At 61.2% G+C, this 23,248-nt stretch carries 26 protein-coding genes; 20 read left to right on the top strand and 6 right to left on the bottom strand.

Going from position 1 to position 23,248, the window contains the following annotated elements; genetic code table 11:
- Position 1 precedes the first annotated feature (1 nt).
- The 13 genes from B3098_RS22650 (at position 2) to B3098_RS22710 (ending at position 10,582) form a co-directional block, all read left to right on the top strand.
- The gene (locus B3098_RS22650; protein ID WP_286899089.1) at positions 2-1,765 is read left to right on the top strand and encodes a hypothetical protein; all 1,764 of its coding nucleotides are present in this window, start codon (positions 2-4) and stop codon (positions 1,763-1,765) included.
- Positions 1,765-2,196 (top strand): hypothetical protein, encoded by a 432-nt coding sequence (locus B3098_RS22655; RefSeq protein ID WP_286899091.1) that lies wholly within the window; start codon positions 1,765-1,767, stop codon positions 2,194-2,196. Before B3098_RS22650 ends, B3098_RS22655 begins: the two co-directional genes overlap by 1 nt.
- Positions 2,197-2,225: 29 nt before the next feature.
- A complete protein-coding gene (locus B3098_RS22660) occupies positions 2,226-2,972 on the top strand; it encodes a phage minor tail protein L (protein WP_286899093.1) in 747 nt (248 codons plus the stop codon).
- A gap of 1 nt (position 2,973) precedes the next feature.
- A complete protein-coding gene (locus tag B3098_RS22665; RefSeq protein WP_286899094.1) occupies positions 2,974-3,777 on the top strand; it encodes a C40 family peptidase in 804 nt (267 codons plus the stop codon).
- The gene (locus tag B3098_RS22670; protein ID WP_286899096.1) at positions 3,770-4,372 is read left to right on the top strand and encodes a tail assembly protein; all 603 of its coding nucleotides are present in this window, start codon (positions 3,770-3,772) and stop codon (positions 4,370-4,372) included. Before B3098_RS22665 ends, B3098_RS22670 begins: the two co-directional genes overlap by 8 nt.
- 8 nt (positions 4,373-4,380) lie before the next feature.
- A complete protein-coding gene (locus B3098_RS22675) occupies positions 4,381-7,569 on the top strand; it encodes a host specificity protein J (RefSeq protein WP_286899098.1) in 3,189 nt (1,062 codons plus the stop codon).
- 1 nt (position 7,570) lies between these two features.
- Positions 7,571-7,858, top strand: a complete 288-nt coding sequence (locus B3098_RS22680; RefSeq protein ID WP_286899100.1) for a hypothetical protein — start codon at positions 7,571-7,573, stop codon at positions 7,856-7,858.
- Positions 7,858-8,526 carry a hypothetical protein gene (locus tag B3098_RS22685; RefSeq protein ID WP_286899102.1) on the top strand — a complete coding sequence of 223 codons (669 nt, stop codon included), beginning with the start codon at positions 7,858-7,860 and terminating at the stop codon, positions 8,524-8,526. Before B3098_RS22680 ends, B3098_RS22685 begins: the two co-directional genes overlap by 1 nt.
- Positions 8,527-8,592: 66 nt before the next feature.
- Positions 8,593-8,901 carry a hypothetical protein gene (locus B3098_RS22690; protein ID WP_286899103.1) on the top strand — a complete coding sequence of 103 codons (309 nt, stop codon included), beginning with the start codon at positions 8,593-8,595 and terminating at the stop codon, positions 8,899-8,901.
- Between the two features lies 1 nt (position 8,902).
- On the top strand, positions 8,903-9,181 hold the full coding sequence (locus B3098_RS22695) for a hypothetical protein (RefSeq protein ID WP_286899105.1): 279 nt from the start codon (positions 8,903-8,905) through the stop codon (positions 9,179-9,181).
- Positions 9,178-9,720 (top strand): hypothetical protein, encoded by a 543-nt coding sequence (locus B3098_RS22700; protein WP_286899106.1) that lies wholly within the window; start codon positions 9,178-9,180, stop codon positions 9,718-9,720. The genes B3098_RS22695 and B3098_RS22700 overlap by 4 nt, the downstream gene beginning before the upstream one ends.
- Positions 9,704-9,970, top strand: a complete 267-nt coding sequence (locus B3098_RS22705) for a hypothetical protein (protein WP_286899108.1) — start codon at positions 9,704-9,706, stop codon at positions 9,968-9,970. Before B3098_RS22700 ends, B3098_RS22705 begins: the two co-directional genes overlap by 17 nt.
- 171 nt (positions 9,971-10,141) lie before the next feature.
- Entirely contained in the window at positions 10,142-10,582 is a 441-nt protein-coding gene (locus B3098_RS22710; protein ID WP_286899110.1) for a hypothetical protein, read from the top strand.
- 3 nt (positions 10,583-10,585) lie between these two features.
- Here B3098_RS22710 and B3098_RS22715 read toward each other — a convergent pair whose 3' ends face one another.
- The 3 genes from B3098_RS22715 to B3098_RS22725 form a co-directional block, all read right to left on the bottom strand.
- Entirely contained in the window at positions 10,586-11,158 is a 573-nt protein-coding gene (locus B3098_RS22715) for a hypothetical protein (protein ID WP_286899112.1), read from the bottom strand.
- A gap of 214 nt (positions 11,159-11,372) precedes the next feature.
- Positions 11,373-11,750, bottom strand: a complete 378-nt coding sequence (locus B3098_RS22720) for a hypothetical protein (protein WP_286899113.1) — start codon at positions 11,748-11,750, stop codon at positions 11,373-11,375.
- Positions 11,740-12,528 carry a hypothetical protein gene (locus tag B3098_RS22725; RefSeq protein WP_286899114.1) on the bottom strand — a complete coding sequence of 263 codons (789 nt, stop codon included), beginning with the start codon at positions 12,526-12,528 and terminating at the stop codon, positions 11,740-11,742. Before B3098_RS22725 ends, B3098_RS22720 begins: the two co-directional genes overlap by 11 nt.
- Positions 12,529-13,098: 570 nt before the next feature.
- Between B3098_RS22725 and B3098_RS22730 the strand changes: the two genes are divergently transcribed.
- The 4 genes from B3098_RS22730 to B3098_RS22745 all read left to right on the top strand — a co-directional run bounded on the left by B3098_RS22730 (position 13,099) and on the right by B3098_RS22745 (position 15,326).
- A complete protein-coding gene (locus tag B3098_RS22730) occupies positions 13,099-13,344 on the top strand; it encodes a hypothetical protein (RefSeq protein ID WP_279975537.1) in 246 nt (81 codons plus the stop codon).
- Between the two features lie 163 nt (positions 13,345-13,507).
- A complete protein-coding gene (locus B3098_RS22735; protein ID WP_286899115.1) occupies positions 13,508-13,900 on the top strand; it encodes a YkvA family protein in 393 nt (130 codons plus the stop codon).
- A gap of 99 nt (positions 13,901-13,999) precedes the next feature.
- Positions 14,000-14,902 carry an aldose 1-epimerase gene (locus tag B3098_RS22740; RefSeq protein ID WP_286899116.1) on the top strand — a complete coding sequence of 301 codons (903 nt, stop codon included), beginning with the start codon at positions 14,000-14,002 and terminating at the stop codon, positions 14,900-14,902.
- Positions 14,903-14,969: 67 nt separating this feature from the next.
- Positions 14,970-15,326 (top strand): hypothetical protein, encoded by a 357-nt coding sequence (locus B3098_RS22745; RefSeq protein WP_279975540.1) that lies wholly within the window; start codon positions 14,970-14,972, stop codon positions 15,324-15,326.
- A 64-nt stretch (positions 15,327-15,390) separates the two neighbouring features.
- Here B3098_RS22745 and B3098_RS22750 read toward each other — a convergent pair whose 3' ends face one another.
- On the bottom strand, positions 15,391-16,404 hold the full coding sequence (locus tag B3098_RS22750) for a zinc-binding alcohol dehydrogenase family protein (RefSeq protein ID WP_175186469.1): 1,014 nt from the start codon (positions 16,402-16,404) through the stop codon (positions 15,391-15,393).
- Between the two features lie 25 nt (positions 16,405-16,429).
- Positions 16,430-17,224: an SDR family NAD(P)-dependent oxidoreductase gene (locus B3098_RS22755; protein WP_279975543.1), complete on the bottom strand. Its 795-nt coding sequence runs from the start codon at positions 17,222-17,224 to the stop codon at positions 16,430-16,432.
- A 113-nt stretch (positions 17,225-17,337) separates the two neighbouring features.
- Between B3098_RS22755 and B3098_RS22760 the strand changes: the two genes are divergently transcribed.
- The gene (locus B3098_RS22760; protein ID WP_218344540.1) at positions 17,338-18,240 is read left to right on the top strand and encodes a LysR family transcriptional regulator; all 903 of its coding nucleotides are present in this window, start codon (positions 17,338-17,340) and stop codon (positions 18,238-18,240) included.
- Positions 18,241-18,292: 52 nt separating this feature from the next.
- On the opposite strand, the gene B3098_RS22765 is transcribed toward B3098_RS22760, so the two are convergent.
- Positions 18,293-18,811: a DUF6496 domain-containing protein gene (locus B3098_RS22765; protein ID WP_175138624.1), complete on the bottom strand. Its 519-nt coding sequence runs from the start codon at positions 18,809-18,811 to the stop codon at positions 18,293-18,295.
- Positions 18,812-18,997: 186 nt separating this feature from the next.
- Between B3098_RS22765 and B3098_RS22770 the strand changes: the two genes are divergently transcribed.
- Together B3098_RS22770 and B3098_RS22775 are read left to right on the top strand one after the other, a co-directional pair.
- Positions 18,998-19,213, top strand: a complete 216-nt coding sequence (locus tag B3098_RS22770) for a dodecin (RefSeq protein WP_191579225.1) — start codon at positions 18,998-19,000, stop codon at positions 19,211-19,213.
- A gap of 905 nt (positions 19,214-20,118) precedes the next feature.
- The gene (locus B3098_RS22775; RefSeq protein ID WP_286899117.1) at positions 20,119-23,127 is read left to right on the top strand and encodes a T6SS effector BTH_I2691 family protein; all 3,009 of its coding nucleotides are present in this window, start codon (positions 20,119-20,121) and stop codon (positions 23,125-23,127) included.
- Positions 23,128-23,248: the final 121 nt, after the last annotated feature.

Raw genomic sequence — 23,248 nt, forward strand, 5'->3', positions numbered from 1 at the left:
TGTGAAAATCAACGTCGGCGCAGCGCCGAATGATGGGACCGGAGAGCCGGCCCGTGATGCGTTCATGAAGCACAACAAGAACATGGACAGCATCGCCAACGCCCTGGGCGCGGCCGGCGGCATTGCCACGCTGGGCGCGGACGGCCGGCTCCCGATTGGCCAAACTCCTGCCGGCCTGCTGCTGCCCACTACGGCGCATGACTTGAACACGTACACGTCGCCAGGAACGTACTACCAGGGGGCTGTCTCCGCCGCGACGCTCGCCAATAACTACCCGGTCGCCAGCGTTACCGGGTTTCTGCTTGTGGACACCTTCGGGACGGCCACGCTACAGCAGTTCAATACCCGAGTCGCGCCCTATCAACAGTTTTGGCGCATCAAGACCGGCACCAGCGCAAATGCGTGGTCTGCGTGGAAAGAAATGGCGGACGCCACCACGGCGCTGACGTTCCAGGGCGTGATGGCGGCCGCTCAGGATCTGAACACCTACACGCAGCGCGGGGCGTGGATCGTTGCCGCGTCCAGCGTCGCGCAGGGCGGAACCAACTTTCCCATTGGTCAGTCCGGCGTGCTGGTGGTCTATTCCGCCGGCTACCCGGGCGGCACGGCCGCGACGGGCGCAAATCAGGTCTACATCGCCAGCAACTCCAATCGGCAGTATTTCCGCTCGCTGGTGGGCGGGGTGTGGTCTGCCTGGGATGAGGTCGTGCGCTCATCGCTGTTGGGAGTCGCCAGCGGCGTGGCCACGCTGGACGCGGGGGCGAAAGTTCCATTGACGCAACTGCCCGTTGGTGGCGCTGGCGGTCTTGCGTCATTGGATGGGGATGGCCTGGTGCCTGAAAGCCAGCTCCCGCCCATTCCCAGCGGGCCGGCCGTTGGCACCCCCAGCTGGTGGCCGCTCCGGTCATCTATCCCAGCAGGGCAGATCCCCCTGGACGGCCAAACCGTTTCGCGTGCCACGTATCCTGAACTGACTGCGATGGTCCTGGCCGGGACGCTGCCCGTAGGGGTAGAGGCGACGTGGCAAAGCGACCCTACCCAGCGCGGCAAGTACACGCTGGGCGACGGGTCCACGACCATCCGCCTGCCTGACTTGAACGGAAAGTCGGCGGGATCGCTGGGAGCAGTGTTTCTTCGCGGGGACGGCGCCCTTTCCGCAGGTGTCAACGGGGCTATTCAGCCGGACGCCCTTCAGAATCACGGGCACGCCGTTAATCTGAAGTCTTCAGCGGGTAGCGAGGGGTATGGGTATGCACCGTACGGAGGTTCAGGTGCCCAGTACGGTACCGAGGGCATCCCATCGGGTGCCCGAGTGGCGGCAGAAACCCGCGCCCTGAACGCCACGGGTGTTTGGACGGTCCATGCGTTCGGCGCGGTGGTCAACCCGGGGTCTATCGATGCCGCGCAATTGGCGAGTGACTATGCCGTCATGAACGCGGCCGTGCAAACTCTGAATGGCCAAATTCAGCAGTCATACGGGGTGGGCCAAACTTTCCAGAATGTCACGGGTTCTCGAACGACCGGAGTGCTTTATACGAATTCAACCGGACGGCCAATCCACGTATTTTTTGCGGCGACGGCCACCGGCGGACTCGCTAACACTCGGATTGAAGTGGGGGGAACCGACGCCGCATCCTCGTTTACACCGCCGGATGGGAGTCTGAACGGGTCAGTCATTTCCGTAAATGCGTCGATTCCTCCGGGGCAAACCTACCGGGTGATTACTTATAACGTGTCAGGCCCTAGTTGGCGGGAGTACCGGTAATGCAGACATTCAAAGACCTTGATTCCGGCCAGTTCTGGCAATTCGAAGATGACGTGCTGGTCACTGGCGTGGATGGCGCGCGCCTTTTCCATGCCCCAAATGGCGCGCCCCTCGATGTTCCATCCACGATGATCGTCACGGAACTGCCTCCTCCCGCAGACCCGCCCGACCCGATCCCGCAGGCCGTCGTCTCGCGCTTCCAGGGCCGCGAGGCTATGCACCGCACGGCGCACGGCGACAGTACGCTATTCGACGCGGCCGAGGCGGTGCTGTCACGCGAGGACACGCCGGCCATGTACCGTCGGGCCTGGGACGACTTGCAGGAATTCCGACGCGACAGCGAAATGCTCCTGGCCGTGGCGGGCAGTCTCGGCCTCGCGCCGCGCGACCTAGACGCACTTTTTATCCTCGCCGGCAGCATCAAAGCCTGACCGGGCAAATCTCTGTAGGAAATCCCCTCATGAGCATCATTACCGACATCCAGAAACTGGAGCCGGGGGATGCGGTGCGCCTGTTCGAGCTGGATACCAGCAACCAGGGCGGACCCATCCTCCGCTTTCACAACCACAACCAAAGCGGCCCGATCTTCTGGAAGGGACGGGAGTACACGCCTTGGGCGTTAGAAGCCCGTGATTTCCAACGCACCGGCGAAGCGTCCCAGCCGTCGCCGACTCTCTCCGTGGGCAACATCGGCGAGGACGAGAACGGCGAGCCCGTTGCGGGCGTGATCTCTTCGCTGTGCATTGCCATGGACGATCTGGTGGGCTGCGTGCTGACCGTGCGCGAGACGCTGGCCAAGTATCTTGACCCTGCGAACTTTCCGGACGGTAACCCTAACTATGACCCCGGCGAGGAGTTGCCCCTTGAGGTGTGGCTGGTCGAACAGAAGCTGAACGAAACGCCGGAGGTGGTCGAGTTCGAGCTTGCGACGGGCCTGGCGTTCGATGGGCGCCAGCTACCGGGGCGCCAGATCGTCGCGACCATCTGCCCGTGGAAATGGATCGGGGGCTATCGCGGCCCGTACTGCCAGTACACGGGGGCCGCATATTTCGACGGACAGGACCGGCCCGTGTCGAGCCCTGACCAGGACAACTGCCCCGGTCTGGTGCGCTCGTGTCAGCTTCGTTTCGGTGCTGAGCAGGGCGTGGAGCCGGTGGCGGCTGTTATCAACTTTGGCGGGTTCCCCGCTGCTGATCGGGTTCGATAGCATGAAGAAAGCAACTTTCGCAGCCATGCGCCGCCACGCCGAAGAGGCATATCCCGCGGAATGTGTCGGCTTCGTCGTGTCCGATTCCGACGGCCGAGAAATCTATTTGCGCGGCCAGAACGTGGCCGATGCGCCGGATGCCGGCTTTGTGACGCGCCCCGACGATTGGGCCGCGGCCGAGGATGTCGGCGCAGTGGTGGCCTTTGTCCATTCGCACCCGGATAACACGGCCTCGCCATCGGAGGCGGATCTGGTGGCCTGCGAGGCCATGGCCGAGAGGGTAGGGGCGATGCCCTGGTACATCGTCGAGGTGCGCAAGGACATTGGTCAGGAAGCGCCCCAAGCGCTCGCCATCGAGGCGTTTTCCCCCACGGGTTATCGAGCGCCGCTGCTGGGGCGCACGTTCCATCACGGCGTCCTGGACTGCTACAGCGTAATCCGCGACTTTCACGCGAGGGAGATGGGGATCTCCATTCCCGACTTCCAGCGAGCAGATGGCTGGTGGGAGGGCGATGAGGAGGTCTACCTGGACAACTTCGCCGCCGCCGGCTTCCGGCCGCTGGTAGCCGGCGAGACCATCCAGCGGGGGGATGTGATCCTGATGAACCACTTGGCTAAGCGCACCAACCACGGCGCCGTCTTCCTGGGTGACGGTCGGCTTTCCGAGCGCCCGGACCTGTTCCCTATGCAAGGGACCATGCTCCATCACTTGTACGGCCGGCTGTCCACTCGCGAAGTGTATGGCGGCTACTGGCAGGAGATCACGCGCCTGGTGTTGCGGCATCGGGAGGTGCCGAATGGATAATCAGCTCCGTACCATCCGGCTGTACGGCCTGCTGGGCACGCGATTCGGCCGCGTCCACCGGTTGGCTGTGCGAAGTGCGGCCGAGGCCGTACAGGCTCTCTGCGCGATCCTTCCGGGATTCGAAAAGGAGCTGATTTCCTCCGGCAGCCGTGGCGTTCGATATGCGGTGTTTCTGGGGCGACGCAACATCGCGGAGCAGGATCTGCAGCACGCGCCCGCTGACGGTGAAGAGATCCGATTCGCGCCTGTCATCCAGGGGGCGAAGCGCGGGGGCGTGTTCCAGACCATCTTAGGCGCGGCAATGGTGGCTGTGGGCGCAGTGATCAACGTTCTCAGCTCGGGCACGATGGCCGCGTTCGGAACTTCGCTCATGAAAATGGGCGCCGTCATTGGGTTGGGTGGGGCTATCCAGCTGCTGAGTCCCACGCAGACCGGGCTTTCGACTAAGGATAGCCCCAACAATGGCGCGTCCTACAACTTCAATGGCGCGGTCAACACCACCGCGCAAGGGAATTGCGCACCTCTCCACTACGGCGAATGCTGGGCGGGGAGTGCGGTCGTTTCCGCCGGCATTTATGCCGAAGACAAAGCGTAGAGGCAACCATGCAACGTCTTCTTTCACCCGCCGAAGCCGGCGGGTTTTCTATTGATGGGCCCATGCGGCACATTGCGCGCCAAGGCGGGATCACGATCGTGGGCCGCAAGGGAGGCAAGGGCGGAGGCGGCGCTCGCTCTCCCGTGGAGGCTCCTGACAGCCTGCACAGCATCTCTTACGCCAAGGTCCTGGACCTGATCAGCGAGGGGCCCATTGTGGGCCCTGTGACGGGCCTGAACTCCATCCTGCGCAGCATCTACTTGGATGGAACGCCCATCGAGAACGAAGACGGTTCGCTCAACTTCGAGGGCGTCCGCGTGGATTTTCGAAACGGCACGCAGGCCCAGGACTACATCCAGGGTTTCCCGGCCGCAGAAAGCACCATCGGCCTGGGCGTCGAACTGAAATATGGCGTCCCCTGGGTGCAGACGGTCACGGATCGCACGCTGTCGGCCATCCGAATCACCCTGGAGGTGAGGGGGCTCCTCCAGGTGGATACCGGCAATGGGGACCGCGGGGGAGCGCGCGTGGATTACGCCATTGACCTGCAGACGGATGGCGGGCCGTTCCAGGAGGTTGTCGTGTCGGCATTCGATGGGAAGACGACGCAGACCTACGCGCGGACCCACCGCATTGACTTGCCGCAGGGCGCGCAGACGGGGTGGGTTGTTCGCGTGCGCCGGCTCTCCATCGACTCCGCCACGGATACGCTAACAAACGCTACCTGGATCCAATCCATCACCAACGTGCTGGATGCGAAGCTGCGCATGCCGATGTCCGCCGCGGTTGGCATCCAAATTGATGCCAGCCAGTTTTCGGCGATTCCGACACGCGCGTACCGATTCCGCGGCCGCATCATCGCAGTGCCCAGCAACTACGATCCGGAGACGCGGACCTATACCGGCGTTTGGGATGGGACGTTTAAGCAGGCGTGGACCAATAACCCCGTGTGGATCTGGTATGACATGGTGACGAATCAGCGCTATGGCGCCGGGGCGTTCTTGGATCCAGCGCGGCTGTCCATGGCCAAATGGCAGCTCTACCCTATCTCCCAATATTGCGATGAACAGGTGCCCGACGGCTTCGGCGGCATGGAGCCTCGGTTTACCTGCAACGTCTACATCCAGCAGGCGGCGGACGCCTACCGCGTAATGTCGGATCTCGCCAGCGTGTTCCGCGGAATCGTCTACGAGATGAATGGCTCCATTGCCGCGTCCGCCGACATTCCTTCGGACCCTGTCTACAACTTCACCAATGCGAATGTGCTGGATGGTCGGTTCGGCTACGCCGGCAGCCCGCGCCGAACCCGGTATACGGTGGTGCAGGTGTCCTGGAACGACAGCAGCAATCAGGGCATCGCCAAGATGGAGGCGGTAGAAGACCGGGATGCAATTTCCCGCTATGGCGTTCGCATGTACCAGATGACGGCGTTCGGTTGCACGTCCCGCGGCCAGGCCGTGCGCGCCGGAAAGTGGGCTCTCGTCTCTTCACAGCGCGAGACGCAGGGCGTGACGTTCGGCGTGGGGCTGGAGCAGGCCGTCGTGAAACCTGGCTCTGTCATCCGCATCGCGGACAAGAACCGCGCCGGGCGCCGTATCGGCGGTCGGATTCATTCTGCAACTGCCACAACTATCGTGGTGGATCTGGCCGTGGGCGTGCGGTCCGGAGATCGCCTGATCCTGAACATGCCTGACGGGCTCACGCAAACGAGGATCATCCAGGGCGCGGTGGGCACGATGATTACGGCAGACCAGACGATATGGACTGCCGATAGTACCGAGATCACCGCAGACATGATCGGGATCCAGGGCGCAACCCTGGAAATCACAGTCACCCAGCCCTTTACCGAGGTTCCGGAGGCTGAGGCAGTGTGGACCATCGAGTCCGAGGAGCTTTCAACCCAGCTTTTCCGAGTCGTGAGTATCACGCGGGAAAACGTCCTCAATGCCACGATCACGGCCGTGCAACACGTGCCGGGCAAGTACGAAGCCGTGGACTATGGCACGCGTCTGGAGAATCCGCCGATCACGGTCATACCGCCCATGGTCATGCCGGCGCCGCAAAACGTGGCGTTGTCATCCTATTCGACGCTGGATCAGACGATAGCAACCCACAATGCCCTCATCACCTGGGAAAAGGTGCAGGACGCGGTGGAGTATCAAGTCCAGTGGCGGCGTAATAGTTCGGACTGGATTGAAGCGGGGCGCACGGCGTCCGCGTCCGTCGAGATCCGGGGCATCAGTACCGGCCGATACCTTGCGCGGGTGCGCGCGATTAACGCTGCGAACATCCCTTCGGCATGGGGAATGTCGGCGTCCACCGACTTGGAGGGGAACGTTCTGCCGCCGCCGCAGGTGACGCACTTGACCGCCCAAGGGATGGTGTTCGGCATCCGGCTCAATTGGGGGTTTCCGGCCGGCAACTACATTATCGAGCGGACGGAAATCTGGTATTCGGAATCGCAGAACCAGGGCAGCGCGATCAAGATGGGCGAATTCGCGTTCCCGCAAAACACCCATGACCTGATGGGGTTGTCCGCCGGCAAGCGCCTGTATTTTTGGGCCAGGCTGGTGGACCGCACCGGCATCCCCGGGGACTTTTTCCCCGTGGGCAATCCGGGCGTCATTGGCACTTCCAGCAATAGCGCGGACGAGATCCTGGAATATCTTACGGGCCAGATCACCGAAACCCAGCTCGCCCAGGCGCTGCTGGATCGGATTGACGAAGCCGGCGATGCTCAGGTGCAGATCGACGCGATCGTGAATTCCTTGGCGGCCATGTACACCATCAAAACCCAGCTCACGGTGGGCGGTGTGCCGTACCTCGCCGGCATCGGCGTAGGCGTCGAGAACAACCAGGGCGTCATCACGTCGCAGATTCTGCTGGCTGCGGCGCGCGTGGCCATCCTGGACGAATCCACAGGATCGGTGAAAGCGCCTTTTGTGGTGCAGGGCGGGCAGGTCTTCATGAACGAGGCAATCATCGGTCGCGCCACTATCGGAGCCCTCAACCTCAAGGACAACCTCAGCTCCGATGCGCTTAATCCGAACGGTGTGCCAGTCTTTAATCTGAATATGCGGTCTGGCCTTATGTCGTTTAACGGAACTGAGGCGGACGGATCCAGAACAGAGATCACCAACCGGGGAATGCGCTACTACTACCCTAACGGCGTGCTGGGCGCGCGATTCGGGGGCTGACATGGCTGTGATGCCCCTTGAATTGTGGTCGTCCTCGGGCGTCCTGCTGTTCAGCGCAGGCATGCGCATTGCGCGCCAGTTGGGCGAGTTCTACACCGGAACGTCCAACGGCAGCGTCAACATCGCGCAGCTCGCTGATACAGCAAACTCCTGGTTTTTGGTGACGGCGGCGAGTGGCGGGACCAATTACCCGACCGTCCGCCGAAACGGGTCGGTTATCTCCTGGTCCTTTACCGATGCCCCAAACACACAGCGGGCAAACATGCTGGTTCTTTGGGGGGTGAAGTAATGGCAGACGCCGCGTTTGAGCTATGGGACACGGCGGGGAATCTGCTGTGCGATAGCCGCAACGTCAACATGTTCCTGCGGTACATGGGCACGGCGAGCGGGGCCTTCTCGTTTGCCGCGGTCCGGCCCGTGGTTTTCTTCGTGCCCACTGGCGGCGGCTTCGCCACCATGCGCAGCCTAGTGAACAACGGGAACGGGACCTTTACTGTCACCTTCACGGGCGTGGCTGTCGAATACTACATATTCGATTGGCCGTGGGTCACAGGCGGCCCGATGGATATATGGGCGCAGGACGGCCGGCACATCTTCATGAGTACGGCGCGGCCCATGAACGTCTACGGAAATCTGCGCATCCCCCGGTACTGGAACTCGGACGGCACCGGCAGCGGGTACATCAACGGGATGGAGGTGGGCGGCCTGCCGGCACGCAAATGGGCCTACTGTCCGTCGTTCCAGCGGCGCGGCTTCCAATGCTATCCCGTCCCGGGAGGCGGCTGGAGTTCGATTCTATGGGGCGAGAACTACGCAGCGACCAGCACCGGCGTGTTTTCAAAGATCCAGGATCAGGTGGGCGCGTTCTACGGCTGGGCGCCGCTCTACAACACCCGGTTTGTTAGCGATGCGGAGGAAAACGATATTGCTGTAATCGACGTTACCGGGTGGCAATAGCTGCTGTCCATCGCATTCAAGTTCTGCCCGCTTCGGCGGGCTTTTTTTCGTCTCAAGGAGACGCGATTGAACATTCAAGATTTCGACGCCTTCGCGGCAAAGTTTGCCGGGGTACTTGGCGCGGCTGTGTCCATGCGCTATCTGCAGGGCAGTTGGCCTGCTCGCATCAGTATGGCAATTAGCGGCTCGCTGGTGGCCTATTACGCCTCCCCGTATCTGTCGCTGGCGCTGGGTATCCCGGAAGGTCTGGCGGGTTTCTTGATGGGCATGTTCGGCATGGCCATCGTCTCGCGCGCCTGGGAAGCGGTCCAGGCCGCGCCTATCGCCGCGCTTTGGCAGGCAGTCATCGACCGCGTGCGCGGTAAGGGGGCATGACATGGACAGCACCATCTATCTGACGCTGTGGGCCGTTCTCGCGTTCGTCTGCTGGCTGGTGGTTGCCGGCGGCGCAGGCTTGGCTGTTTTCGCTCGAGCGATCAAGGACACAACGCTGGAACGGATCGGCCTGTCGGCCATCTGCCTGACGGCCACGGGCGCCGCTTGCCGCATCTTCGTGGCGGGCTGGGCCAGCGCCGGGGACGCCGCGCTGGCTGCCTCCGCCGCCTTCTACGTGGCCGCCGTGACGGCCAAACACATCAGGACTCCGAAGCCATGACCCTATCCGAGATCATTAAGACGGCCATCAATCCGGCGCTGGCGCTGCTGCCCGGCAAAATGGACACGCCCGAGGCTCGCATCATGCTGCTGACGATCGGATTGCAGGAATCCAGGTTCGAACATCGCCGCCAGCTCGTGGGCAATCCGGCGCGCCCGATCGGGCCAGCGAAGAGCTTCTGGCAGGCGGAGCTGGGCGGCGGCATGGTGCACGGCGTCCGGCTGCACGTCGCAACCAGCGGCGCGGCCGCGCGCCTGTACCAAGCCCGGGGCGTGCCGGCACGCGACGCCGCCATTTGGGACGCCATCGAGTACGACGACGTGCTGGCGGCAGGCTTGGCGCGGCTGCTGCTGTGGAGTGACCCCGGCCGCCTGCCTGCGATCGGTGATGAGCAGGGCGCCTGGAACCTGTACCTGCGCACCTGGCGGCCGGGCGCGTACGAGCGCGGCTCTCCGGAAAAGCGCGCGGAGCTTCGAGCTAAATGGGCCGCGAATTACTCCTCGGCGGTGAGGGAGGTAGGCCATGCTGGCGCTGCTTGAGCGATTCAAAGGAATCCTGGTGGCGCTGGGCGCCGCCTTGGCGCTCGCCCTTGGGGCATACCTGCGGGGGCGCAGCACTGGAAAAGGGGAAGAACGTGAGCGGCGGACCGCAGAAGTCAATGAACAGGCCGCGCAAGCCCGTAAGGAGGTACGTGATGTGCAGTTGGAAACGGCCCGTATGGGCGATGACGCTGTTGCTGCTGAGCTTGAGCGGGATTGGGTGCGCGGCCCGGGAGCGGGTCGGCGTTGAGTATTGCGACCACGCACGCCCGCTCTATTTCGACTCGGGGGCGCAGGTACAGGCAACGCCGGCGCCAATCCGCCGCCAGGTACTCGAAGTCAACGAGACTTGGCGGCGGCTGTGTGTTAAGTCCGCCGGCTAGCGAGTTCGGTATGATTGGCGGCTTTGGCGGAGGGTGGCATGCACAAGCTTTGGTTAGCAATCGGTATTACTGCAGTCTTGGCCGGCTGTGGCACAACACAAACGAGCATGTCGGAAGCGCGACCCGTGCCATCTGCTTTCGTCTACGCGAGCCAGAATGCAGTCCCACAAGACGGAGCGAAACTCACGGTCGTCCGTGATTCGGGGTTTGCCGGCGGCGGCTGCCGCGTCGGATTGTTCGTGGACGGCAAAAGGGTGGCAGACCTGGAGCCAAAGGAAATGGTCACCGTGCATGTGAAGTCGGGCCAGAGGATTCTCGGAGTTGGCCCCGCGGCAAATGGCAGGGGTTTGTGTTCGCTCGTCGGTTCGGAAGTTATGCGCGAACGCGAGGCGCAATTTGAGCCAGGGCAAGAGCGCTACTTCCGGATGAGTGTGGTCACGAGTGGCGATCTTGATCTGTCGCCGGTGACGCGGCCGTAGATCTTAGCCTGGCCACGTTAAGACGCTTCCGAGAAAAGGCCATTCTTGGTCAATGGCCCGCTCTACTTTCTGTCTGGTTAATTTGTCCTCGCGGTGCACAGCGAGACAAAGGTAGAAGTTCTGCCCGTTGTGAGGGACGTACACAATCCACTCGCCCGTAAGTCGTCTATCGGCCCGGCGGCGATCATATGGCTCGCTTACGAGGGCGCTGGCGATTTCTGCTGCAGCCTGGCGGACGCCAACGAAATCCGAACGCTCCCGCGCGGACAGGGCGGCGCGCACCATCTCTTCGAGTTCGGGCTCATGAAGCCGGACTTCGTTTTGCAGATTCAGGAGAAATGAGGGGCTGGTGGTGAGCTGGTAGTGCTTGTGCCAAAGGCCGCACAGAAGCTTCTTGGTCAGGGGTGCGGCCGGCTTCGTATGGCTCAGCACAAGCGATGGGCTTTCGAGATGCTCAATCTCCGCCACTATTGCGCCGGAGCTGCCACCCTCAGCGTGGATAAGCGCCAAGTCTTCGAGCAAAACGGTGCTATAGCGTCCTGGCACCAGACTGTCGAGCTTGTGAAGATGACGCATGTCATCGGCGGAGAAGGGAGGCGCAGGGTGGGGCGGTATGGACACTATGGCGAGTCGGCGTAAGTTATGGCGCAACTTTAGTGACTCCGTGGATGCCGCGCCTATGGAAGTCACTCATGCGGCAGTACGCATCCAGAAAAATGGCCTCGGTTGTGCCGAAGCCATGTCGATCATGCATCTCGCGCGTAGATACTCCTCTACGAAGGTGCGAGATCTATGAGTCCAGCCCTTTCTTCACGAAGCCGAGGCACTGGCTCACTTGGACGTTGCCTATGCTGCATTGATTGTCGTAATCCGCTTGGTCGCGCAGGTCGCGAGCCAACCCGAGAAACGTGCCGATCGAGCGCGAACGCTTCTTCGCAGATTCGTCCTTCAAAGTCGGGTTCGTCAGCTTCTGAATGAGCTTCTTGTGAACCCCACCGCCGACGGCCAGTTCCTGCCCGCGGGCATCCTCCGGCAATGCGTCGTGGAAGTCCCGAGCATGGTGATAAAGCGCGTAATACGCTCGGCTGATCTTTGCACGCCTTGACTCTTCACAGGGAGTCTCGAGAGTCTGTGCGTAGGTCCAGAGCTGTGCGGAATTACTGGCCATTCCGTTCTCCGAGACTCACGAACTTGAGCACCATCGACACCGGGATGAACTTGTCGGACGCGGAGAGTCTCTCGGCGTACTCGCAAGTCATTTCAAAAGCGGTCTCATCGTCGACTTCTACACCGATGTTGACCCCAAAATAAGCCGGTCCGCCATCGCGCGGATGCTGCACGGGACGGAGGGTGTGATGCAGGCCATAAAACACCAGCGAGCGTTCGCGCATAACCTCGCCGGCAACGTCCATCGCCGAAGCAATATGGTCCTCGCTTTCGCCGTTTTCTTCGAGGATGGCGGCCGCTGCGCGGATGTCGGCTTCGGCTTCAGGAAAGACCGTGGCTAGCTGCATTTTTGTCCGTACGAAGTCCAGGGCTTCCACGTACGAGCGGTATGCGCCGTTGGGAACGCCGAGGTGGAAATAATCCGGAGTCAACATATCAGGCGCCATCATTTGCCGATACGCCTCTAGAGACTCCGAGAAGCGGCCAAAATTAATTAGCACACTGGCCAGTGTAGGCGCGTGCAAGGGAGAACGGTTAAGCGCGATGTTCCGAACGTAATAGAGTGCATCGTCGTAGCTCCCCGTGGAGATGCAAAGAATTGCCTTGTACGCCATTGCCCGAACGGCGTCCGATCTGGCGAGCTTTTCGCATTCTGCCCACAAGCGGTGATACTGGCTATCCGCCTCAGGGCTGAACCGGGTCAGGTGCCTGATGTAGTCGCCAATGTCTTTGCCCAAGCTTTCGCCGATGGTGGCGGCCGCGCCTGCAAGGATGCTCATACGCTCCCGTCTTATGTAGTTCTTTTGATAGTTCAGCGCGCGGAATGCCGACTCCGCTGACTGCGAACGTATTAAATCATGAAAGGTCGCGTTACAAGTCTCTCGACCCATCAAGGCGTAAGTTTTGGCGTAACTTCGTGTTGTTTTTGATGCGATCCCCTATGGAAGTCACCTATGCATCATGGGGGTATGGCCCGCGTGGGCGTCGGCGGCGGTGTTTTGCAGTGCGGAATTCATGCCCGTGATTGTATCGGGGCGGGGAGGGGGGTGCTGAGCTGGGGCGGGACGATTTGGCGGCGGGTTGCGATTTTTCGGAGGGGCGGGCGGTTCGTTTGCTCGGTGGTTGGAACAGAAATCCCCCGATTTTTGACACCGTCGAACTCCATCGGGCAATGAAGGGCCAGATTGAGATCGAGCGTACGTTCACAACCATCCCGGGCGATCTAGCCGATACGCTTGCAGATACGATCACCTTCGCGGATGCGTTTGCGCTGTTCGGGTACGATTGCTCGCTAACCAAGCGAGGCAACAGCGCGAGGCAACAGCATTAACCACCAGAAGGGAATCAGCATGCTGCGCGATTTGGGTTGGTCCTTCTACAGCATCCTTGCGCTGATTTGCGGTATTGGTACTGCCTGGTTGCACTGGTGGGTGGTGATGCACGAGGGACTCTGGCCGTACATCATCTTCGAATTGATCCCCGGGCTTCCCGGCGTGGCTTCCGGCGTCTATGCCATACACCGAGATGGCAGCAAGGTAGCGTGGGCTGGTGTGCTGCTGTCGTTGTCGCCGCTGGCGACTTGGCTCAGCATCTGACAAGCGACTTGTTAAACATTTCCGTCCAGTGTCAGACACATTCAAGCGTCAGACGAGCCAGCGGCCGCGCCGTGATCTGCAGCGCCCCTTACCGTTGGCAAGCCCCGCCGATCCGCATGCCGGCTAATACAATTGGCGCGTTATCCAGACGGTCTGCCCATCCGTGACCACAAGCGAAAAGTTGAAGACCTGGGCCAAACGAATCAAGCGTGACGGCGTCACGCTATGGTTTGCCGGCAAGGACCCGCGGACGCCCTGGTACGCGAAGGCGCTTGGCGTGCTGGTCGTGGCTTACGCCTTGAGCCCGATCGACCTGATTCCAGATTTCATCCCGGTGCTGGGATACGTCGACGACGTCCTGCTGCTCCCCGTCCTGATCTGGCTGACCATCAAACTCCTTCCTTCGGAGGTCATCTCGGATTGCCGCCAACACGCTGATGAATGGATGCGAAAAAAGGGTGCAAAGCCCCGGAGCGTCCTCGGCGCGCTATTGATTGTTGCGGCCTGGGCAGCCTTTGCCGCGGCGGCATGGCTGTGGTGGTCCGCCAAAGACTAGCCGCCGGCGTCACGATCCCGCCAACTTGCAGCCTTATTGCCCCGCCGGGCACAATTCCCCCTCGTGGCGCATGTGGACGCCGCAGGAGTTTCAACCCCCATGTCCGATATTGCCGTTCCCGCCGTCCTGGACGCCACCGAGCGCGTGTCCATTTCCAGCGGCGACCACCAAGCCGAATTCGCCCCGGGCGGGGGCGGGCGTCTGACGCGTCTTTCCACCGGCGCTCACGACTGGATCGTGCCCCTGACCGCCACAGAATGGCCCGCCGGCAAATGGCCTCGCGCCGGATCCTATCCGCTCGCGCCATATTCCAACCGCATCCGCGACGGCGTCTTCACGTTCAATGGCGCCCGATACGCACTCCAGTCCGTGCCGAACCGGCCACAAGCGATCCACGGTGCCGGGCTCTTCCAGTCCTGGCAGGTCCGCAATCTGACACCCGACAGCGTCGACCTCGTGCTCGACCAACCGGCCGGCGTACTGGGCTGGCCCTGGCCGTTCGAGTGCGTGCAGCGATGGCGCCTGGACAGCCGCGGACTCAGCCTGAAGCTGTCCATCACCAACCAAGGCGACACCCCGATGCCATGCGGTATGGGCATCCATCCGTATTTCACGGCCCAGCGCGTGTCGCTGCACGCCCGACGCATCTGGCCGTCGGATGAGAATGGGCTGCCCACCGGCAGCAAGACGACGACGGTGCGCGAATTGCGCCAGTCCGCCGAGGGCTGCGACACGTACCTGTCGCAGTGGCAGGGCCGCGCGACGCTGCATTGGCCCGATGGGCACGAACTGGCGCTGCATGCCGATCCGCCATTCGCGCATCTGGTGGTGTACACGGCCCCGGGCGCGGATTTTCTTTGTGTGGAACCGGTCACCAACGTGGCCGACGCGTTCAACCTCGCTGCGGCTGGCGAGACCCGCACCGGCATGCAGGTGCTGGAACCCGGCGAGCGTTTTGCCGCCACGCTGCTATTAGGCCTTGCGCCGGCTCGCAAAAGGTAAATGGCAGCTTGGTATCCGCCGCACCCTGCGGCGATAATCCGCACAAATCAAGAATCAGGAGTCGTACGTGAAAAAGCTCAGCACCGAACAATTGCAGGCCGCTGTCGATACGCTGCGCCGGACGCAGGCCAAGCTGGCTCGTGCGGGCAACCTGCCGCTGGAGCCGACCATCTATGCCAGCGCCAAGGGCTTTCGCCGCAACGTGCCCGATTACGTGTGGTCCTGGTTGTCCGGCCTGCTGGCGCCGCACAAGAGCCTGTCCGCCTGGATGGACGCGCATCAGACGGGTTGGCGCGAAGGCAAGACGCCGGCGGCCGTCGTCTATGCCCGCACGGAAAACGGCTGGTTCCAGTGGCTGATTGCCGAGCTGGAAGCCGAAATCAACGACCCGCACGCACGCGCCAAGCGCGAAGGCCGGGCCTGACAGGCCTGGTCGCGCCCGGCGCGCCGAGCTGGCGCACGCGATCCCGCTCGGGATCGCCGCGTTTCTAGAACCCCTCCAGCACGATCTTGCCGCGCGCCTTGCCGCTTTCGATGAAGGCATGCGCGCGCCGCAGGTTTTCGGCGTTGATCTTGCCGTAGTGCTCGCCCAGCGTCGTGCGCAGGGTGCCGTTGTCGATGAGGCGGGCGGCCTGGTTCAGCAGCTCGTGCTGGGCGATGAGGTCGGGCGTGTTGTGCAGCGGCCGCGCAAACATGAATTCCCAATGCAGCGACGCCGATTTGCCCTTGAGCAGCCGGACGTCCACGGCGGCCGGGTCGTCGATCAGCGCGATCTTGCCCTGCGGCGCAATCGCCTCGGCCATCTGCGCAAAGTGCTTGTCCGTGTGCGTCAGGCCGGCGATATAGCTGACGTTTTCAATGCCGATGCGCTTGAGCTCCTCGGTCAGCGGCCGCGTGTGATCGATGACGTGATGCGCGCCCAGTTCGCGCACCCAAGCCTGGGTTTCGGGACGCGAGGCCGTGCCGATCACCGTCAGGCCGGTGAGCTGACGCGCCAACTGCACGAGGATCGAGCCAACTCCACCGGCCGCGCCAATGACGAGCAGGCTGCGCTGGCTGGGCGCGGCGTTGTCCAGCACGCGCAGGCGGTCGAACAGCAATTCCCACGCGGTGATGGTGGTCAGGGGCAGGGCGGCGGCCTGTGCAAAGTCCAGGCTCTTGGGCATGTGGCCGACGATGCGCTCGTCCACGATGTGGCGTTCGCTGTTGGCGCCTGGTCGGGTCAACGCGCCGGCATACCAGACGCGGTCGCCGGGCTTGAAGAGGCTGGTGCGGGCGCCGACCGCCCGCACCACGCCCGCGGCGTCCCAGCCGATGATTTCGGGTTTGCCTTCCTGCGGCTTGCGGTTGGCGCGGATCTTCACGTCGACCGGGTTGACCGAGATGGCGTGCACGTCCACCAGCAGGTCGTAGTCGCCCGGCACGGGTTCGGGGGCGGTGATGTCCTGCAGCGCGTCGGCGTGGTCGGCGGGCAGGTTCTTGAAGTAGGCAATGGCTTTCATGATGGGGTTCTGGTAATTCAAGGGATCAGATGATGGAGCGGACCACGCCGCCGTCCACGCGCAGGGCCGCGCCGTTGGTGGCTGACGCCTGCGTCGAGCAGGTGTAGACGACCATGTTCGCCACTTCTTCCACCGTGGCAAGGCGGCGCAGCAGCGAGGTCGGGCGGTGCTGGGCGATGAAGTCCTGCTCCATCTGTTCCTGCGAAACGCCTTGCTCCTTGGCCATTTCCGCAAAGAAGTCGGAGACGCCTTCGGAACGCGTCGGGCCCGGCAGCACGGCGTTGACGGTGACATTGGTGCCCGCAGTCAGCTCGGCCAGACCGCGCGACACGGCCAGCTGGGCCGTCTTGCTGACGCCGTAATGGATCATCTCGGCGGGAATCTGCACGGCGGATTCGCTGGAGATGAACACGATTCGGCCCCAGTTGGCCGCCAGCATCCGCGGCAGGTAATAGCGCGACAGGCGGATGCCGCTCATGACGTTAGTGTCCATCATGGCCTGCCAGTCGTCGTCGGTGATTTCGGTGAAGGACTTGGGCGTGAACGTGCCGGCGTTGTTGACCAGGATGTCGACGTCGGGATGCGCGGCGCTGACCGACGCCGCGCCGTCCGCGGTGGCCAGGTCCGCCTGCACGGTGGTGACCTGTGCGCCTGCCACCTGCTGTGAAATGGTCTGCGCGGCCTGCGCCAGCTTGCTTGCATTGCGACCATGCAGGACGACTTGCGCGCCAGCCTGCGCCAATCCGATGGCGATGGCCAAGCCGATGCCACCGGACGATCCGGTGACCAATGCCTTCTTGCCCTTCAATTCGATGTTCATGCGGTGACTCCTTGCGTGTCGGGGAATGAGTGCATGAATACCCACACCGCAGCGATGAAAAACCGGCTAGCATCGCAGGCAGTTTCAATAATTTTTTGAAAATGAGGCCGGAATTGGTCCGATTCGAGGATTTGAGGATCTTTGTTGCGGCGACGGATCTGGGCAGCTTTTCCGCCGCCGCGCGCGAGCTCGACCTGACGCCGGCGGTGGCCAGTGCCGCGCTCAAGCGGCTGGAACAGGAACTTGAAACGCGGCTCTTTGTGCGGTCCACGCGCAGCCTGCGGCTGACCAGCGACGGCGAGCGTTATCTGGAATACGCGCGGTCAGCGATCTCCACGCTAGAGGCTGGCAAGAACGCCATGGCGCGCGACAAGACGGACATCGCCGGCACCTTGTCGGTGTCGATCCCTTCCGACCTGGGCCGCCACGTGCTGCTGCCGTGGCTGGACGAGTTTCAGCGGCAGCATCCCCGCGTCAATTTCCAGTTGCGCATCAGCGACCGGCTGGCGGACCTGTACCGGCAGCCGGTCGACATCGCCGTGCGTTACGGCACCCCGAACGACTCAAGCCTTGTCGCGCTGCCGCTTGCCGAACACAACCGGCGCGTGGTGTGCGCCGCGCCCGCCTATCTGGCGCGACATGGCGTGCCGCAAACGCCGGCGGATCTGCGGCGGCACAACTGCTTGTCGTTCGTGCTCGGCGAAACCCTGCATGACCGCTGGACATTCGAGCATGACGGCACCAGCCTTACCATTCCGGTCAAGGGCGATCGCGTCGGCGATGACGGCGACCTGGTGCGGCGCTGGGCGCTGGCCGGGCACGGCGTGGCGTACAAATCACGCTACGACGTGCTGACGGATCTGCGTGCGGGCCGGCTTGTCGAACTGCTGACCGGCTACGTCAGCGAACCGTCACCGCTGTACCTGCTGTGCGTGCACCGCATGCTGCTATCGCCTGCGGTGCGGCGGCTACGGGAGTTCTTGCAGGAACGCTTCAAGGCGTTCGAGGCCGGATAGCTGCGCGTTGATGGGGTGCTGCGGCAGGGATACGCCGCAGCCGTTCGCCAAATCAATGCGCCGCGTGATGCCCGCCCGCTGCCTGCTTGTTCGCCGCACGCGTGCGCGCCGCCTTCTTGGCTGCAGCCGAGCGGCCGGCCGCACCCTTGGTCGCCGCGGCCTTGCGCGCCGCAGCCGAGCGGTCCGCAGCCGTGCGCTTGCTCGCCGTCTTGGTCGCGTTGCGTGACAGCGCCGACTTCGATGCGGGCTTGGTGCTTTCCTTCTTCAGGGCCTTGGTCGCCGCCTTGGAGCGCGTACTCGACTTCGCATGGCCGTCGTGTGCCGCGCGCGTGTCCTGCTCTGCCTTGCGTTTGGTTTCGGCGCTGGCCTTTTTGGGCGTGCCAAGCTTCACACCTGCGCGGCGCGCCTTGGACAGGCCGATCGCGATGGCTTGCTTGCTGGATCGCACGCCGTGTTTGCCCTCGCGCACGTTGTCGATTTCTTCGCGCACAAATTCGCCGGCCTGCGTCGATGCGGACTTGCCTTCGCGCTTGTCGCGCTTGGCGCGTTCGATGGTCTTTCGTTCAGGCATGGTGATCTCCTTTGCTTCGCGTTGCAAAAGCGATTCCGTCGCCGGTCGAGACCGCGCGACGGAACTCGTAACACCACTCTATCGCTGCGCAGGTATCCTGTGTGTTCGAATGGATTGCCGGTCGTAAGCGCCGGAACACGGCCAAGCACCGACGATTCACGACTCACCTCACAGCGGAGACGAGCTATGTCGAATCATGTGTATAAGCAGATCGAGTTGGTGGGCTCTTCCACCATTTCCTCCGACGATGCGATCGCGAAAGCCATTGAGCGCGCGTCCGAAACCTTGCGCAACCTGGATTGGTTTGAAGTGACCGAAGTGCGCGGTCACATCAAGGACGGCAAGGTGGCGCACTGGCAGGTGGGATTGAAGATCGGCATGCGCCTCGAAGGCGATTCCTGATCTCGGTGCTGGTCATTCCTTGATCGCACCTCGCAAGTGACTGTCACATAACGGGTTTCTGTACTTGTTGTGCGACTGTTCAGAGGCTTGTCCACATTCCATGGGGACAAGCCTGTCTGCTCATTGCAAGAGGCCTGTCCTTCACGATGCGGCCCGCATCTCGGTTGCCTAGTGAGCGTTTCTTGCCCGCGGCCTGCAAGTCCATGACCTGCAAGGCTTTTTGCAGACTCCCCCTAGGCTGTCCTCAGGCTTATCCACATTTGCCGGGGACAACACAGCCCCAAACAAACTGCGTTTGGGCCTTTCGTGACCACGCCCCGCAGGGCGTTGATATGCAACAGGATTTTCAACCTGTGCGCACACTGTCCTCATGCTTTTCCACAGAAGGCGGGGACAAATCCACATTGGAGTGCGCGACACCTGGCTTTCTAGGACATTAGCGCCGGAAACCGGGGATAACTCCATCAGAAATCGTCCATAAGGATGATTGCGCATTTATTGACCGCGCCCTGCAAGTGCTTGGCGCGTCAGGGAATTTTGCACCTGCCCCAAGGCTTTCCTCACCTTTCTCCACAGTTGAAGGGGATAAGTGCGGCCGACTGGAAGAACCTCCGGAGGCTCGGTCCGGAACTATCAAGGGCGGTGTGGTGCAACGCCGGTTCTAGCTCGCTTGAAGTTGACGAAATGTCGTCACGGCTTGCAGGCCGGCGAGCTTGTGAACATTCAGGCTGTTTGCGGCGAAAAATAGTTTTTGTCTGATATCCGATGGTGGGTAGGTATGGGGTAATGCAAGCGCACTCCATGCGCGTCCATCGCGACTTCCCATTTGCGGTGGACGCGTTCCTATTGGCGGCCTGGATCCTCCCCGAAGGTGGAGATAGGTCTGCACGCAAAGGAAACCACCTATGTCCAAGACAACGGCCGGCGGAGCAACGTCGGCGCCGGCCTGCTGCCCGCGCATCCCCATTCTCCCTATTCGGTATGCGATCGTCCCGAATGCGGATGGATCTGCCTTGTATCGGTACGCCAAGTCCGGCTTCAATCTGGAAGCGGGTTTCCAGCGTCTGCAGCTTTCGTCCTACACCTTGCGCGCGCTTCGTCCGGGATACGTCTACGTGTTCATGAAGGGTCCCAAGGGCGAAAAGCTCGTTATCCATGAGTACGACGGTGAGGGACATTATCAGGAACTGACGTACACAGGTCTGGAGGACTACGACAAGACGAACAGGTACAGGACGGGAGCGCGCATGGGCTGGGTGTGGGCAGACACCAGCCCGGACACCGCCAAAGAGGTGTGGATCGGCTACAGCACACATCTTTGGACGAATGCCATGACGGGCAGGATTGCCGAAGATCCTGAAGCGCGCCAGCTTCACATGCGACCCTTGGACATGGTCGAACTGACCTCCGGCGTCAAATCGCCGTCTGATCAAGCCCACATACTGCCGGCCGATGCATTGACGGATTGGGTGGAAGACTTCAAGCCCCTTGGGCAGCGCATGCCGCTTGAATGGAGTTGCCACGCCAGCGAGGATGACCTGTCGGTCGCGACCTTTGTCGCTCAGGGCAACCATTACCGCTTCACGCGACCGCGCGTCCCTGCGGTGGTCGCGCTCAATGACGCCGAGGGGATCAGCCTTGATTTGGGTTTGATCGCCGCTGCGTATCAGCATCAGATCACGGATCTAAAGCGCAAGCCTGGCCAGAGGGCAGACCGCGCCAGTCAGCATCACCTGCCCGACTGTCTCAGCTTGGACGTCGAACAAATCCACCTGGCCAGTTCAGAGTTTCATCACAAGAATCTGACCGCCTTGCTGCTGATTCGTACCTTGAAGTCAATGTTTCCGGCCGACCGCGGCGACCCAGCGAACATTGCGTCAAGAAGAGGCGAGTGGCATCGGAATCAGCCGACGAATCGGTCGATACCATCGCAAGAAGAGCTTGAATACGAAGTTTTGACCGAAGAAAGAATGTCTTCGTCGGGGGCGCGCCTGGCTAAAAGAATAGATAAAGAGCGGTATTTCAACTTTTTACGGCAACGCAAAGAAGCAGACGCGCAACTGCGCGTGATGATGCATGAATTGGAACAGGCGAGTTCAGATCATGACTACTGGATATCCACCGCGGAATCGAAGCATAAGGTCGACCCGAAGAGTTTGGCTGCAGCGTTCCAAGCATTTGACAGGAATAATCGTCAGTCTGCGGCAGCATTGGAGTTGTCTATCGCGTTGATGCTGCAGAGCATGACGCAATCGCTCGCCATTAAAGAGGATGGAGACTCTCGCTATGACCGGCTCGAGAAGTGGTGTGATGATCCTGAAAGCGCCGTTTATGTTTCATTGGCCGCATTTAATCCGTTTAAAGATAAAGCGGATACGGTGGGATCCATACTCGGTGCCGCGGATTCCATCATCTCCGAGCTCGGCCTCAAATTTCCCGCCATCGACGGCGTCACCGATTTGACATCCCAAACCGTTACCACTGTAGTACTAAAGCGGCTCAAGGGGAAAACTCGCTGGGACGCAAGCCGCAATCTGCGCCAACAAGTTCTCGCGGCTGCACGTGAGGCAAATCTCGAGAAATTGGTTGGGTTGATGGGGGGGCGCTATAGCAGTCTGGATGAGCTGATTAAGAAACACGAGCTTTCCAAGGAATTGCAGGAGTTGGTGGATAAAGGTATGGCCGAGGTGGAACGTACAAGCAGTCCTGTCAAAGTTAAAGGAAATAGAACGGTACTGCTCGAGCAAACCCAGACTTCCACGGTCAAACCGAAGCTCAAGTCCTTGAGCGCCACCGCATTTGGAGCTGGCTTCAACTATGGAATGGTTTATTTCAACGTTATAAATATCGGATATGCGCTAAAGACGCTGGAAAGTAAATATTCGCACGAAGCTGCTGTGAATTTCGCTTCGGCGCTTCTGGGGGTCATAAGTTCCATAGGTGCGGCAGCGATGAGCACGCGAACCGCTTACTCCGCTGTGATGGCAAGATTCGGATATAGAATTCCTGGCCTCGCATATTCGGTGGCAATAAAGAACATCGTGCAGTCCAAACTCTACTCGAGGGTTGCCGGTGGTCCTGCCATTTTTATAGGTTTGCTAGCAGACATACTAAAGGGCGCTCGTCTGGGCCAAGGCGGAAACGAGACAGCAGAATACTTCACTTACGCTGGCGGGGGCAGTATTGCACTCGGCTCTGGGACGATTCTGGGACGGAAGGCACTCGCAGTGGCGTTGTTAAGAGCGTTGCCGGTCGCAGGAGTTTCGGCGACGGTCCCGGTTGCTGGCTGGATTGGGGTCGCCGTGATTCTTGCTGGTACGGCCTTTGTGATAGGAGGTATGTGGCTTCATTCGAAAGCTGCTGCAGAACTGCATTCACCTATGGAACTTTGGGCTGCGCGATGCCAGTTTGGAAATCGGAAAAATGATGGTGAGCAGCGGGATGATCTTGAGCTTGATAAAGATCGCAAGCTTCCCAGGTACGTAGATCTGGAAAGCGAAATGAAGGCATGGTATCAAGCATTTTTTGCGCCCGTGGCGCTAGATTCGGATCAGGCCAAGTCTCTAGGTTTGAATGGCATGGGAAGCGGATGGCGAGACAATTGGTTTTCCGAAGATGAGATTGAGTTCGTCGTACTTCTACCAGGGTTTATCCTCGGGCTCAGTACTTGGGAAGGCTCGGTTGGAAGTGTCGAGTCCCCTAGCCGCAACGCACAAAGAGCAATTTTCGAACTTCCTTTGCTTACTGTCTTTGGTGTGGATCCGGAGTGCTTCGCGACTTCCGCCGGATTGGTGTTGAACTACAAAATTACAAGCGGGGGTTTTGCCAACATGTCGTTGGCAGTTGAATACCGACCTAACCAAGGGCTGGATGAAGCCGCAGTTGCTGAAGCCAACTTTCCGCTAACGGATTGAGGACTACTTATGGCGATAGATTGGATTTGGTTGAGTAAGGATAGCGCGGGTGAACTTCCCGCAATTGGGGACCAATTGGTAAGTATGGACCGCGGCTTCTTGCGGATACGCAACCCATGGA

Source organism: Achromobacter sp. UBA2119, from assembly GCF_002331005.1.
Taxonomy (GTDB): domain Bacteria; phylum Pseudomonadota; class Gammaproteobacteria; order Burkholderiales; family Burkholderiaceae_B; genus Achromobacter; species Achromobacter animicus.